This window comes from Magnetospirillum sp. 15-1 (assembly GCF_900184795.1).
In the GTDB taxonomy this organism is placed as follows: domain Bacteria; phylum Pseudomonadota; class Alphaproteobacteria; order Rhodospirillales; family Magnetospirillaceae; genus Phaeospirillum.
This window is the reverse complement of the sequence record NZ_FXXN01000023.1, coordinates 234,825-248,829: the sequence shown is the minus strand read 5'-3', so window position 1 is coordinate 248,829 and position 14,005 is coordinate 234,825. Positions and strand designations below refer to the sequence as shown.

8 protein-coding genes and 1 pseudogene are annotated in these 14,005 nt (G+C 66.5%); all 9 read left to right on the top strand.

The window, feature by feature from the left end:
• Positions 1-3: 3 nt before the first annotated feature.
• Positions 4-1,881 carry an asparagine synthase (glutamine-hydrolyzing) gene (asnB, locus tag CP958_RS10710; RefSeq protein WP_096701940.1) on the top strand — a complete coding sequence of 626 codons (1,878 nt, stop codon included), beginning with the start codon at positions 4-6 and terminating at the stop codon, positions 1,879-1,881.
• Complete coding sequence (locus CP958_RS10705) at positions 1,875-3,083, top strand: oligosaccharide flippase family protein (RefSeq protein ID WP_096701939.1); 1,209 nt, start codon at positions 1,875-1,877, stop codon at positions 3,081-3,083. Before asnB (CP958_RS10710) ends, CP958_RS10705 begins: the two co-directional genes overlap by 7 nt.
• Before the next feature lies 1 nt (position 3,084).
• Positions 3,085-4,965 (top strand): asparagine synthase (glutamine-hydrolyzing), encoded by a 1,881-nt coding sequence (gene asnB / locus CP958_RS10700; protein WP_096700112.1) that lies wholly within the window; start codon positions 3,085-3,087, stop codon positions 4,963-4,965.
• 3 nt (positions 4,966-4,968) lie between these two features.
• Entirely contained in the window at positions 4,969-6,312 is a 1,344-nt protein-coding gene (locus CP958_RS10695) for a glycosyltransferase (protein ID WP_096701938.1), read from the top strand.
• Complete coding sequence (locus CP958_RS10690) at positions 6,309-8,108, top strand: hypothetical protein (RefSeq protein WP_096701937.1); 1,800 nt, start codon at positions 6,309-6,311, stop codon at positions 8,106-8,108. The genes CP958_RS10695 and CP958_RS10690 overlap by 4 nt, the downstream gene beginning before the upstream one ends.
• Before the next feature lie 163 nt (positions 8,109-8,271).
• Complete coding sequence (locus CP958_RS10685; RefSeq protein ID WP_096700116.1) at positions 8,272-10,437, top strand: bi-domain-containing oxidoreductase; 2,166 nt, start codon at positions 8,272-8,274, stop codon at positions 10,435-10,437.
• Positions 10,438-11,831: 1,394 nt separating this feature from the next.
• Complete coding sequence (locus tag CP958_RS10675; protein WP_096700118.1) at positions 11,832-12,524, top strand: glycosyltransferase family 2 protein; 693 nt, start codon at positions 11,832-11,834, stop codon at positions 12,522-12,524.
• Between the two features lie 16 nt (positions 12,525-12,540).
• Entirely contained in the window at positions 12,541-13,026 is a 486-nt protein-coding gene (locus tag CP958_RS10670) for a cupin domain-containing protein (RefSeq protein ID WP_096700119.1), read from the top strand.
• A gap of 4 nt (positions 13,027-13,030) precedes the next feature.
• Positions 13,031-13,924: pseudogene (locus CP958_RS10665) on the top strand (class I SAM-dependent methyltransferase); the annotation flags it as partial.
• Positions 13,925-14,005: the final 81 nt, after the last annotated feature.

Below are 14,005 nucleotides of genomic sequence, written 5' to 3'. Positions count from 1 at the left end.
TTCATGTGCGGCATCGCCGGAGCCACCAACATCGCCCTGCCCGACCTGGACGCCATGCGGCGGCGGCTGGACCATCGCGGCCCCGACGATCATGGCCTGTGGCGGGACGAGGATTCAGGTGCCGCCCTGGCCCAGACCCGTCTGGCGGTGATCGACCTGTCGCCGGGCGGGCACCAGCCCATGGCCTCGCCCTGCGGCCGCTGGGTCGTGGTTTTCAACGGCGAGATTTACAATTACCGGGCCTTGCGGGCGGAGTTGGAGGCCAAGGGCGAGACTTTCGCCACTGCCAGCGACACCGAGGTACTGCTGCGCCTGCTCATGCGCCAGGGCGAGGCGGCCTTGGACCAGCTGGTGGGCATGTTCGCCGTGGCCCTGTGGGACCGGCATGAGTGCTCGCTGCTGCTGGTCCGCGACCGCTTCGGGGTCAAGCCCCTGGTCTGGGCGGCCCTGCCAGGCGGGCATCTGGCCTTCGCTTCGGAAATTCACGCTTTGGCCGCCTGCCCGGGCGTCGATCTCGGCCTGGATCACCGGGCGGTGTCGGACTATCTGGCCTGCCTCTACGTGCCGGCGCCGCGCACCATCCATGCCGGCATCGCCAAGCTGGAGCCCGGACATCTGTTACGGTGGCGCAACGGGTCCTGGGACATCCGGCGCTGGTGGAGCCCACCCTTCACCGGTGGCCGCCCCATACGCCATGACGAGGCGGTGGAGGAGCTGATCCCCCTGGTGCGTCAGGCGGTGGTCGACCGTCTGGTCTCGGACGTGCCGGTGGGCTGCTTCCTGTCGGGGGGCATCGATTCCTCGGTGATCGCCGCCCTGATGGCCGAGGAGGCCCGCCGCCAGGGCGCGCCGCCCATCCGCACCTTCACCATGACCTTCGACGCCGCCGCCTATGACGAGCGCGACGCCGCCGCCCAGGTCGCCGCCCATGTGGGCAGCCACCACACCGAATTGCCGGCCAGCCCCGGCATCGCCGGACGGCTAGACGCCATGGTGCGGCATTTCGGCGAGCCCTTCGGCAATCCCACCGCCCTGCTCATCGACGATCTGTCCCGGCTGGCCCGCCAGCACGTCACCGTCGCCCTGGTCGGCGACGGCGGCGACGAGATCTTCGCCGGCTATCCCCGCTACCAGGGGGGGCTGCTGGCCGAGCGCGCCGCCCGCCTGCTGCCCGTCTGGCTGCGCCGGGGCGTGGTGGCGCCCCTGGCCGGGCTGATCCCGGAAAGCAGCTCTGGCCGCCATGCCTTCCGCCGCGCCCGTGAGTTCCTGGGGTCTTTGGGCCTTGCGGCGGACGAGCGCTATGCCTCGTGGGTCGAGTATTTCGACCCTGCCGAGCGGGCGGCGCTGCTGGGCGGGGCCGAGGCCGGGCGGCCGCTGGCCGCCCTGTACCGCGCGGTGGCCGGGGCCGACGCCCTGGACGCCATGCAGCAGACCGACCTGCTGTCCTTCCTGCCCGGCAACCTGCTGTCCTACGGCGATGCAATGAGCATGGCCCATGCCCTGGAATTGCGGCTGCCGCTGCTGGACCACCGGCTGGCCGAGGCGGTGGGCGCCATCCAGGCCGCCACCCGTTTCGCCTTCGGCAAAAAGTCCCTGCTGAAGGCGGTGGCGCGCCGGCTGCTGCCCGCCGAGATCGTCGACCGGCCCAAGCTGGGGTTTAATCCGCCCATGGGATTGTGGTTGCAGCGCGAGCTGAAGCCCATGGTGGCCGAGCGCCTGACCCCCGCCCGCCTGGAGGAGCTGGGGCTGCGCTGGCCGCCGGTGGAGCGCCTGCTGGCCGAACAGCGCAGCGGGCGGCGCGATCATTCCCTGAAGGTCTGGGCGCTTCTGGTGCTGGAGGCCTGGCAGCGGCAGCAGGGCGGGGCGCCAAGCCCATGCTGATCAAGCTGGCACGGGCGGGCGGGCGGGCCCTGGCCGGCGGCAACGCCGCCCAGGCCGCCGCCGGTTTTGCCGCCAACCTGCTGCTGGTGCGCTTTGTTGTGCCCGAAGATTTCGGCCGCTTCCCCGTCATCCTGGCCACCGTCAATCTGGCCCTGGTCATGGCGTCACTGCGGACCAATATCTTGATCATCCGGTATCCCGAAGCCGGATTGGACTCCCGCCGTCTGGCGGTCTATCATAGCATTTCCGTTATCGAAACGATTCTTGTGACGCTGGGCGCCGCCCTGTGGCTGGCCCTCGCCGAGGATGCCGGGCCGCTGGAATTGAGCCTGCTGGCCGCCATCGGGCTGGCCCACTGGCTGAACCTCAACAAGGCGTTCTTTGAGCGCTCCATGGCCTATGGCCGCATCGCCATCTGTGAGACCGCCACCTCCCTGACCGGCCATGCCGTGTCGGTGGTGGCGGTTCTGACCGGCCTGGGCGCCCTGTCTTTGTACCTGCGCGAGATCGTCGCGGCCCTGGTCCAGGCCGCCGCCCTGGGCCGGGCCAGCGCCCTCACCCTCCATCCCCTGGTCTGGCCCAGCGCCGCCGAATGGCGGGGTGTGCTGGCCGAAGCCCGGGGGGCCTGGGCCGATGGCGTGTTGGAGGGAGCCCTCGCCCGGGTCGTCATTCTTTGCACCGCCGCCCTGGGCGGCGAGCGCGCCGCCGGCCTGCTGGCCCAGGCCCAGCGTCTGGCCGGGGTTCGCCATCAAGTGCTGGCGCCCATGGTGACCCGCGTGGCCGGCACCTGGTTCGGCCAGACCACCGATGCCGGGGAAAAGACCGCCGGCCGCCGCCGTCTGCTGGTGATGGTGGCGCTGCCCCTGGCCATCGCCGCCGCCGAAGGGCAGTGCCTGTTCGCCGACCCGGTGGTGCCCTGGCTGTTCTGCGAGAATTGGCGCGCGGCGGCGCCGCTGCTGGCGGCGCTGGGCGGCTTCATACTCTTCAACACCCTGTTCGAGATCGGCCGTTCCTACGCCCTGGCCGGGGGGCTGACCCTACCGCTGATGGCCGGGCGGCTGTGCCAGTATGGCGGGCTGGGCCTGGGCCTCGCCCTGGCCCAGGCCGACCCGGCCATGGGCGCCGCCCTCGGCCTGTCGGTGGCCGCCATCGCCGCCTTCACCCTGACCGAGGCGCTGCTGCGCCGCCGCGAGGAGCGCTGAGATGTACGGCATCGCCGGAGCCATCGGCCTGCGCCCCCTGCGCCCCGAAGCGGTCGCCGCCATGACGGCGCTGCTGGCCCATCGCGGTCCCGACGATCACGGCCTGTGGAGTGCGGCGGACGGGCGCGCCGTGCTGGGCCACCGCCGCCTGTCGGTGATCGACACCAGCAGCGGCGGCCACCAGCCCATGGAAAAGGACGGCCTGGTCATCGTCTTCAACGGCGACATCTATAATTACATCGAGCTGCGGGCCGAGCTGACGGCCCTGGGGGCACGGTTCGACGGCGCCTCGGATCCCGAGGTCATCCTCGAGGCCTGGCGCCATTGGGGCGCCGATTGCCCGGCCCGCTTCAACGGCATGTTCGCCTTCGCCCTGATCGACCTGAAGGCGCGGGTACTGTTCGCCGCCCGCGACCGTTATGGCGAAAAGCCCTTCCTGTTCGCCACCGGCAACGGCTTTTTGGCTTTTGCCTCGGAATACAAGGCCCTGCTGGCCCTGGCTGAACTTTTCGCCGCCTTCGAAAAGCGGCCCCTGGCCCGCTTCCTGATCAATCCCGATGGCGGCCTGGACGATCACCGCGCCACCCTGTTTCCCGCCATCACCCAGTTGCTGCCGGGTGAGCGCATGGTGGTAGGCCTGAACAGCCTGGAGCGGCGCATCGACCGCTATTGGGATTTGCACCCCGACCCCGAAGCCGCCCGCCTGACCCTGACCGAGACGGCGGAGCGGTTCCGCGACCTGCTGACGGATTCCGTGCGGCTGCGCCTTCGGGCCGATGTGCCGGTGGGATCGTGCCTGTCGGGGGGACTGGATTCGTCCGCCATCGTCTGCATCGCCCGCCGCCTGCTGGGAGCGGATGTTCCCTATCACGTCTTCACCGGCCGCTTTCCCGGCACCAAATCCGACGAATGGGAGCACGCCAGACAGGTGCTGGATGCCACCGGCGCCGTCTCCCACGTGGTCGAACCCGATGGCGCCGGCTTCCTGGCCGATCTGGCCGATTTTGCCTGGGCCAACGAGCTCCCCGTGGGCAGCACCAGCCAATACGCCCAGTACCGGGTGTTCCGCCTCGCCCGCGAGGCCGGGGTGACGGTGCTGTTGGACGGCCAGGGCGCCGATGAGCTGCTGGGTGGCTACGAACAGTATTTCCGCCGCTACCTCGCCGGATTGTCCCCCGCCGGGCGACGGGCCGAGGAGCCCATGATCCGCGCCCGCTATCCCCAGGCCCTGGCCGGGCGGCGGGAAAGCCTGGGCCGGGTCCTGCCCCTGGGATTGCGGCGTCTGGCCTCGGACCTGACCGGGCGCGGCTCGGACCTGCGCCTCGGCATCACCCCTGATCTGGTGGCCGGGCTGGAGAGCGGCGGCGACGAGACCGCGTCGCTCAACGAACAATTTGCCCATGACAGCTTCAACGGCCATCTGCCCGTCCTGCTGCGCTATGGCGACCGCAATTCAATGGCCCATTCCCGCGAGGTGCGGCTGCCCTTCTGCGACCACCGGCTGGCGGAATTCGCCCAGGGCCTGCCTGCCACCCACCTGATGGGCGAGGCCCAGACCAAGCGAATCCTGCGCGAAGCCATGCGCGGCATCCTGCCCGAACCCATCCGCACCCGCTGGAACAAGCAGGGCTTCCTGCCGCCCCAGGAGCACTGGTTCGCCGCCGGGCTGGCCCAACACGCGGCCAAGGTCATCCACGATCCCGGCTTCGGCGCCTCGGGCGTGTGGCGGGTCAAGTGGTGGCGGCGCGCCCTGTCCCGCTTCCAGGCGGGCGAGAGCCATCTGGCCTGGGTGCCGTGGCGGCCATTGATGGCCGAGGCCTGGAGAGTGTATTTCCTCGACCGGGTGGCCGCGCTGCCCAAGACCAAACTTCTGGCGGATTGAGCCATGCGCGCCGTCTTCGTCAGTCATCTTCATCCCGAAACGAATCATGTTGGCGCCGTGCGGGTGCGGGAATTCGCCCAGGCCATGGCGCGGCGCGGCCACCGGATCGTGCTGCTGACCCAGAGCCTGACCCCGCGGGACCCCGCCCCCGACCCGGATGGGCTGGCCGCCGCCCTGGACGGCCATGACTGGAGCCGGCCGTTCCCGCTGGCCTGCCCGCCGTGCCCTTCGCCGCTGCTGCAAGCCCAGCGCGGCGGGCGCCTGCCCCGGCCCCTGCGCCTGGCCCTGATCGGCTGGAACTATGGGGTGGAAGGCGGCGTCTTTTCCGACTGGACACGGGCGACGCAGCCTTTGTGGCCGATCCTGGCCGAACATTTCCGTCCCGACGTGGTCTGGGGCACCTTCGGCAACACCGATGCCTGGAAGATCGCCCAGGGCGTGGCGCGGGCCGCCGGCAGCCCCTGGGTGGCCGACATCAAGGATGCCTGGGATATCTTCATTCCCGCCCCGCTGCGGCCCCTGCTGGCCTGGCGGTATGGCGATTGCGCCGGGCTGACCGGCCTGTCCGCCGCCCATCTCGCCCATACCGGCAAGCATTTCAGCCAACCGCGCCAGACGGTGTTCAGCGGCTTTCCCGCCGCCCTGCTGGACCATGCCGACGATTCCGATCAGCCGGCGCGGCGGATAACCGTCACCGGCAGCCTGTATTCCGAGGCCGGCGCCGAGGCCGTGGCGGAGGGGGTGCGCCTGTGGCTGGCCCGGGCCGGGCGGCAAGCCCGAGCCAAGGTGGTGTTCACCTATGCCGGCGGCGACCGCAACCGCATGGAGCGGGCGGCCGGGCGCCTGGACGGGCTGTGCCGCCTGGATATCCGCGGGTTCCTGCCCCTGGCCGAACTGGTTGGGCTGCAGCGCGGCGCTTTTCTCAATCTTTATGCCCGCCACACCGGCAGCGCCGATTCCTTTCACCACAAGCTGCTGGAGCTGATGGCCGTCGGCCGCCCGGTGGCCTGCATCCCCGAGGAGATCCCCGAAGCCCTGGCCCTGGCCGAAGCCGCCGGCGGCCGCCTGTCGTCCTGCGCCGACCCCGCCACCCTGGCCCTGGCCCTCGACCGGGCCTGGGAGGAACGGGACGGGCCGCCCGTCGCCGACCGCGACCGCCTGGCCGGTTTCACCTGGGACGCCCAGGCGGAGCGGCTGGAGGAGATTCTGATGTCGGCCCAGGCCGCCGCCCCCTGCGGGTACCGCCTGATCCCGGTCCTGGCCTCCGTGTGGATCGCCGGTATCATCCTCGCCTATCTGCGCCAGTTCCTGGACATGGCCCCGGCCATCCTGGGGGTGCTGCGATGATGACGGCCTTGCTGGCGGTCACCGCCCTGACCCTGTTCTGCCTGGGCGCCGGCGCGGCGGCCTTGCGCGCCGCCGGGCTGCTGGGGCGCCTGGGCCGGGCCGAGGGCCTGGGCTGGTCCTTCGCCCTGGGCTTCGGCCTGCTGGGCTGGCTGATATTCTGGCTGGCCCTGCTGGGCTGGCTGCAGCCCTGGGCCATCGCCGCCTGCTGCGTCCTGGCCCTACCCGGCCTGTTGGCGTTGCGCGACGGTAAAGCCGAACGTGGGGCGTGGTCGTGGCGGGCCTGGATCGTCCTGGCGGTCCTGGCGCTGATCATGGCTCTGGACGGGCTGGAGGCCCTGGCGCCGCCCGCCGATGCCGACAGCCTGGCCTATCACTTCGCCCTGCCCCGCCGCATCCTGGACGCCGGGCATCTTCTGTTCATCGAGCGCGCCCTGGATTCCGCCTCGCCGCAACTGGTGCAGATGACCTATCTGGCCGCCCTGGCCCTGGGCGGCGAGCAGGCCCTGACCCTGTGGTGCATGGTCAGCGGCTGGGGCATCGGCCTGCTGACCTATGGACTGGCGCGGCGCCATCTGCCCCTGGACTGGTCCCTGGCCCTGGCGGCGGTGGTGCTCAGCCTGCCGGCCATGCTCTATGCCGGCGGCACCGGTCAGGTGGAGCCCCGCACCGCCATGTTCGTGCTGGTGGCGGTGGTGGCCGCCATCGAAGCGCGGACACCCGGCGCCCTTGCCCCCGCCCTGGTCGCCGGTCTGGCCTGCGGCTTCCTGGTGGCCAGCAAGTATACCGGCCTGCTGCCCGCCTTCGTCTGCGGCGTGGCGGTGCTGTCGGGGCGGAACGGCATCCGGGGGGCCCTGGTCTTCGGGGTGGCGCTGCTGCTCATGGGCGGGCAATGGTACGGCTGGAACGCCTGGAATACCGGTGATCCGGTCTTTCCCCTGCTGTACGGCCGAATTGCCTATACGCCCCAAACCGCCTGGAACGGCGCGCAGGCGGCCTATATGGCCGCCAGCCTGTCGCCCATGGAGCTGGGCGTGCCGCGCTCGGCCTTCTGGCTGCTGGCCTATCCCGTCGTCGCCACCCTCCAGGGTCATCCGGTGTTCGAATCCGGCCGCACCGGCTTCGGCCTGCTGGGGCTGCTGCTGCTGCCCCTGGCCGTGGCCGCCGCATGGCGCCGGCGCGAACGGCTGGCCGGCCATCCCCTGACCGCCACCGCCCTGGTGATCCTGGTCACCTATGGATTGTGGTTCTTCCTGGGGCCGTCCCAGCGGGTCCGCCATCTGCTGCCCCTGTTGCCGCCATTGCTGGTGGCGCTGCTGGCGGCGGCGCGGTCGGCGGCCCGGCACTGGCGCTTTGGGGCCAGTCTGTGGCTGGGCATGGCCGTGGTTCTGGCCCTGCAACTGGCGGGAGCGGGGGTGTTTTCCGTCAAATTCGCCCGCTATCTGGCCCAGGGCCGCGACCGCGACGCCTTTCTGGCCGCCAACGTCAATTTCTACGCTCTGGCCCAGTGGCTGAACACCCATATGGGGCCGGACGACAGAGTGCTGCTGCCGGTACGCGAGATCGACTATCTGGTCCGGGTCCCCATGCTGCAGGCCAATCCCTATATCCAGTCCGAGGTGGAGATCCGCCCCGACAGCACCGACCCCCGCCGCTTCCTGGCCCAACTGCGCGCCCACGGCATCACCCGGGTGGTGGCCGGTCCCCAATCCTCGTTCGGCTCGGGGGCGGAGGTGCCCGACCTTTTGTCCTGGCAATTGGTGGAGATGGGCTGCGCCGCGCCGCCCCGCAGGTGGTGACCACGCCGCCGGCCATCCCGTCGCGGACCCTGAACCTGCGGGGCGGCGCAGCCGGCGCAATTCTTCGTCTACCGCCTGATGCCGTGCGGCGGCGGCGCTTTACCCGGACGGTGAAAACGCTGTAAAACTCGCCCACCTTTCATCAGCGGCGAAATCATCGACCATGAAGCAGATCGTTCAGAGCGCGCGAACCGGCCGTCTGGCCATTCGGGACGTCCCCGAACCCCAGGTCCGCGCCGGTCACCTGCTGGTCCAGACCCGGGCGTCGCTGATCTCGGCCGGCACCGAGCGGATGGTGGTGGATTTCGCCCGCAAGAGCCTGGCGGCCAAAGCCAAGGCCCGGCCCGATCTGGTCAAGAAGGTGCTGGACAAGGCCCGGCGCGACGGCATCGTCGCCACCTTCCAGGCGGTGCTGGCCCGCCTGGACGAGCCCATGCCTCTGGGCTATTCCGCCGCCGGTGTCGTCATGGCCGTGGGCAAGGGGCTGGAAGGTCAGTTCCATGTGGGCCAGCGCGTGGCGGTCGCGGGCGCCGGCCTCGCCAATCATGCCGAGCTGAATTCCGTTCCCCGCAATCTGGCCGCCCCCATTCCCGATGGAATCGACGACGAGGAGGCCTGCTTCGGCACCCTGGCCGCCATCGCCATGCACGGCGTGCGCAATCTGTCGCCCCAGCTGGGCGACGTGGTCGCCGTCATCGGCGTCGGTCTGGTCGGCCAGATCGCCAGCCAGCTGCTGGCCCTGGCCGGCTGCCGGGTGCTGGCGCTGGATTACAATGAAGCCCGCCTGGCGCTGGCCAAGAGCCTGGGCGCCGAGCAGGGCCTCAGCCTGGAGAGCGACGGCCTGGACGAGGCAGTGCGCGCCATGACCCGCGGCCTGGGCTGTGACTCGGTGCTGATCGCCGCCGCCACGGATTCGTCGGCGCCGCTGGAAATCGCCGCCCAGATCGCCCGCGACCGGGCCAGGATTTCCCTGGTGGGCAAGACCGGCACCGAATTCCCCTTCGCCGATTTCATGAAGAAGGAATTGTCGGTGGTGGTGTCGCGCTCTTACGGCCCGGGCCGCTACGACGAGGATTTCGAGGGCCGGGGCATGAAGTATCCGCCCGGCTTCGTGCGCTGGACCGAAAGCGAGAATCTGGCCGAATGCGTGCGCCTGATGGGGCCTGGCCTGATCCGGCGCCTGGACATGAAGGCGCTGATCACCCACCGCTTCGACTTCCTGGCGGCCGAGGACGCCTATTCCATGGTGATGGGCAATACCCAGCCCCATCTGGGCGTGGTCCTGACCTATCCCGATGTGCCGATCGCCCCGGTGGCACGGCCCGTCTTCGCGCAGCCCAAGGCGGCGGCGGGGCATTGCACCCTGGGCGTGGTGGGGGCCGGTGCCTTCGCCCGTACGGTGCTGCTGCCCGCGCTGAAGAAAATGCCCGATGTGCGGCTGCACACTTTGGTCACCCAACGGGGTCTCAACGCCGAACACGGCCAGCAGAGCTACGGCTTCAGTCATTGCGCCACCGATGCCGAACTGGTGTTCGCCAACCCAGAGATCAACGCCGTACTGATCGCCACCCGGCACGCCAACCATGCCGAGATGGTGTCACGCGCACTGGCTGCCGGAAAGTGTGTCTTCGTCGAGAAGCCGCTGGCGGTGGACCGCGCCCAGCTGGCCCAGGTGATCACCGCCCGCCAAGGCTCGGCCGGCTTCTTCACCGTCGGTTTCAACCGCCGCTTCGCCCCCATGAGCGAATCACTGCGCCGCCATTTCGCCGGCACCGCCGGCCCGCGTGTCGCCACGCTGCGCGTCAACGCCGGAGCCATGCCCGCCGAATCCTGGGTCAACGCCGCCGAGGAAGGCGGAGGGCGCATGGTGGGCGAAATGTGCCACTTCATCGACTTGGCCCGCTCCTATGTGGGCCAGCCCATCACCAAGGTGCGGGCCGAATGCGCCACCCCGGCGGCAGGAGCCGCCGACGATCTGGCGGTGACGCTGCACTTCGCCGACGGCTCGCTGGCCAACATCGTCTACACCGCCCTGGGCGACACCGCCTATTCCAAGGAACGGTTCGAGGTCTTCGCCGGCGGCAAGGTGGCGACCATCGACAACTTCCTCAGCCTGGGTCTGGTGTCGGGCGGAACCATCAAGACGGAAAAGGCCCGCGCCGGCCAGGACAAGGGCCATGCCGCCGAGCTACGCGCCTTCGCCCAGGCCGTGACCAAGGGCGGCCCCGCTCCCATCGAAGAGGCCGAGCTGATCGAAACCGCCGAGGCGACCATCGCGGTCGCCGAATCCCTGCGCCTCGGCGAGACGGTGGCCATCGGCGGCGACTGAGGCCCTTCGGCCGCCGTTGATGAACACCCCTCCCGAGCGATGGAAGACGTTGTCAGTCCCTGTGGGACTGAAGCAACGACTTCCGTCGATGATCCGGTAACGACGACCGGATCCCATGAAACCTTACGCACTTTATTGCGCAGCCTGGCCACAGGACGTTCAACCAATAGGTTAAGCGCCATCCCGACCGCGATGGATACGGCCAATGTAACGGCGAATTTCGAGCCATCGGACAATCCGGTCACGGTGACCATGTCGATGACCGGCATGTGACAGAGATAGATGGCATAGGTGTAGTCACCCAGTCGCCGGTCGAGCCGCACAAATTTGGGAGAAACCTCCCTGACGGTCGCCAAAATACCGAACAGTGCCAGCGATATGACAAAGACCACGAACGACGGAAGCGCACTGGCCCCGCCTCCTTGATAGCTCCAGAACGAAAAGAACATTGCGCCCAGTGATGGAACCATGATCCACCATAACTGGTTCCTGCCCTTGGCAAGAATAAAATAACCGGTAACTCCGCAAATGAAGTACGGAGAGAATCTGAGTATCGAATACCAGCGATAATACTGAGCCGTTAATTCAATAGAAACTGATACGGAAATTAAACATATGGCCAATAACACCATTATTATATAGCGAATATTTGCCTTTTGTTTGACGAGAAAAAATGCTCCATAAAGTATATAGAATATAAGCTCAGTTACCACTGCCCATGCGATGGATATATATAGCAAGCCATTAAATTTATGAAAATATGATGCAATAATTGTTATATTTGCAATGATCGAGACTGTATCGATTCGCAGTGGTCGATCCAAAATAAATCCTACTAATACAGCCATTATAGCAGCACACCAATATCCAGGATATATTTTTAAGAATCTATTGGCTGCATATCTAAATATGGATTTTTTATAAAAAATATCAATTGCTTCGGCAATCACAAAGCCGGATAAGACAAAGAAGCTCAGAACTCCAATGTTTCCCAATAAAAATGGTGAGATAGACTGACACCAAGCGGAGGCATGGCTCATGACAACGAAAATTGCTAAAATAAACCTATATGTCCCAAATACTTTATATGATTGATTTACATTATTTTGCACATCATTATGTGAGTGTGTATATTTATCATGATGTTCTGAATTTTTATTATCTATAGACTTCATCTTAATCTTCCGTATTTTATATAGACGTATGTCTACATCCCATACATTCTACTAATGGGACTCTAAGGCACTGGGTAATATGTGTCAACTCGACCAAATCGGACCTCGATCGAAGCCTTCCTTCAGTCAATAGGATGTGCAATCGACTCGGCTAAATCAGTTGCACTGCGGCGGGACGGCGGATAGAACACCACCATCCCTCATCGCCGGAACCGGTTCATGGTCAAGGTCAGCGTCATCATCCCCGCCTACAACGAGGAGAAGACCATCGCGTCCGTCCTCGAAAGCGTACGGGCCCAGACCATCCCGGACATCGAGTTGGAAGTGGTCGTGGTCAATGACGGCTCCCGGGACCGGACCCGCGAAATTCTCGATTCCCGCCCGGAGCTCTACGACAAGGTCATTCATCAGGCCAACGGTGGCAAGGGTGCCGCGGTGACTGCCGCCCTGGGGGTCGCGACCGGCGATTACGTGCTGTTCCAGGACGCCGACCTGGAATACGACCCTGCCGACTATGCCCAAATCTTTCTGCCAATTCTGAAATTAGAAGCCGATGTGGTCATGGGTTCGCGCTTCATCGCCCCCAAATGCACTCGTGTCTATTATTTCTGGCACAAGATCGGTAACTGGGCGATCACGTTCCTCTTCAACATCCTGAACAACACCACGTTCAGCGATATCTATTCGTGCTATCTGTGCTATCGCCGCTCGCTGGTGAATGGCGCCGCGCTGAGGACCCGGGGCTGGGAGCAGCACGCCGAGATCCTGTCCAAGGCGGTGGCGGCCAGCACCGTCTACTACGAAGTGCCGGTCAGCTATCACGGTCGCACCTATGCCGAGGGTAAGAAGATCAAAGCCCACCATATCTTCGCCGTGTTCGCGACCATCATCCGCGAACGCTTCGTTCGCTGAAAATAAGGCAGGTTCCATGTCCCACGACCACGACCATTACCACGACATCGAACCGGTGACCGAGGAAGAGAAACTCACCTGGCCACCCTTCGATAAGGTGGTGAAGCTGGAAAAGGCCTTCACCGACGCGCGCGGCACCATCCAGCCACTGGTGGACCGGCTGATGAAGTCCGCGGTACTGATCGAATCCAAGGCCGGGTCCTTGCGCGCCAATCACTACCACAAGACCGACTGGCATTATTGTTACGTGGTTTCGGGCTCCATCGAGTACTGGCATCGCCCCACCGGCAGCACCGAGCCGCCGACCCTGATGCTGGTCAAGGCCGGCGAGATGATGTTCACGCCGCCCATGGTCGATCACGGCATGGTGTTTCCCGAGGATTGCACCTTCCTGACCCTGTCGCGCAATTCCCGCGACCAGGCCGCCTACGAGGCCGACGTGGTCCGCATCGAATTGCTGGCCGCCGAGGGGTTGACCTCGTGGACGCCGGAAGAGAAGTAAGCCCATGAGTGCCCAGCACCATCGCCGCGAGACCTGCCGCCTGTGCGGCGGCACCCATCTGTCCATGGTGCTGTCCCTGGCGCCCACGCCGCCGGCCAACGCCTTCGTGCCGGCCGAGGAGCTGGGCAAAACCCAGGAGCGCTTCCCGCTGGACCTGTTCTTCTGCGAGGATTGCGCCCATGTCCAGCTGCTGGACGTGGTCGATCCCCGCGTGCTGTTCGAGCATTACGTCTATGTCTCGGGCACCTCGCCGGTCTTCGTGAAGCACTTCGAATCCTATGCCGCCTTCGTGATGGAGCGCTTCAAGCCCATCCCCGGCGGCCTGGTTCTGGACATCGGCTCCAATGACGGCACCTTGCTGTCCTTCTTTCAGAAGGCCGGCATGAAAGTGCTGGGCATCGATCCCGCCCAGGAAATCGCCGCCGAGGCCAGCGCCAGGGGCATCCCCACCATCTGCGGCTTCTTCGGCCCCGACACGGCGGGCGAGATCGCCGCCGGTCACGGCAAGGCCGAGGTCATCACCGCCAACAACGTCTTCGCCCATATCGACAACCTATCGGGCGTGGTGGACGGCGTGCGCAATCTGCTGGCACCCTCGGGCGTGTTCGTGTTCGAGGTGTCCTATCTGGTCGACGTGTTCGAAAACACGCTGTTCGACACCATCTACCACGAGCACCTGGATTATCACTCGGTCAAGCCGCTGGGCGCCTTCTTCGCCGCCAAGGGCATGGAGCTGGTGGAAGCCATCCGGGTCGACTCCCACGGCGGCTCCCTGCGCGGCATCGCCCAGCTGAAGGGCGGGCCGCACGCGGTCGGCGCCTCGGTAACCCGGGCGGTGGCGGAGGAAGAGCGCCTCGGCCTGGACAAGGCCTCCACCTTCCGCAAGTTCGCCGCCGACATCGACGCCCTGGGCGCCGAGCTGAACGCCCTGCTGAAGCGCCCTCAAGGCCGAGGGCAAGCGCATCGCCGGTTTCGGCGC

What these genes read in the sequence shown, in the direction of transcription:
- asnB (WP_096701940.1), top strand. Translation starts at nt 4, where the DNA reads ATGTGCGGCATCGCCGGAGCCACCAACATCGCCCTGCCCGACCTGGAC.
- CP958_RS10705 (WP_096701939.1), top strand. Translation starts at nt 1,875, where the DNA reads ATGCTGATCAAGCTGGCACGGGCGGGCGGGCGGGCCCTGGCCGGCGGC.
- asnB (WP_096700112.1), top strand. Translation starts at nt 3,085, where the DNA reads ATGTACGGCATCGCCGGAGCCATCGGCCTGCGCCCCCTGCGCCCCGAA.
- CP958_RS10695 (WP_096701938.1), top strand. Translation starts at nt 4,969, where the DNA reads ATGCGCGCCGTCTTCGTCAGTCATCTTCATCCCGAAACGAATCATGTT.
- CP958_RS10690 (WP_096701937.1), top strand. Translation starts at nt 6,309, where the DNA reads ATGATGACGGCCTTGCTGGCGGTCACCGCCCTGACCCTGTTCTGCCTG.
- CP958_RS10685 (WP_096700116.1), top strand. Translation starts at nt 8,272, where the DNA reads ATGAAGCAGATCGTTCAGAGCGCGCGAACCGGCCGTCTGGCCATTCGG.
- CP958_RS10675 (WP_096700118.1), top strand. Translation starts at nt 11,832, where the DNA reads ATGGTCAAGGTCAGCGTCATCATCCCCGCCTACAACGAGGAGAAGACC.
- CP958_RS10670 (WP_096700119.1), top strand. Translation starts at nt 12,541, where the DNA reads ATGTCCCACGACCACGACCATTACCACGACATCGAACCGGTGACCGAG.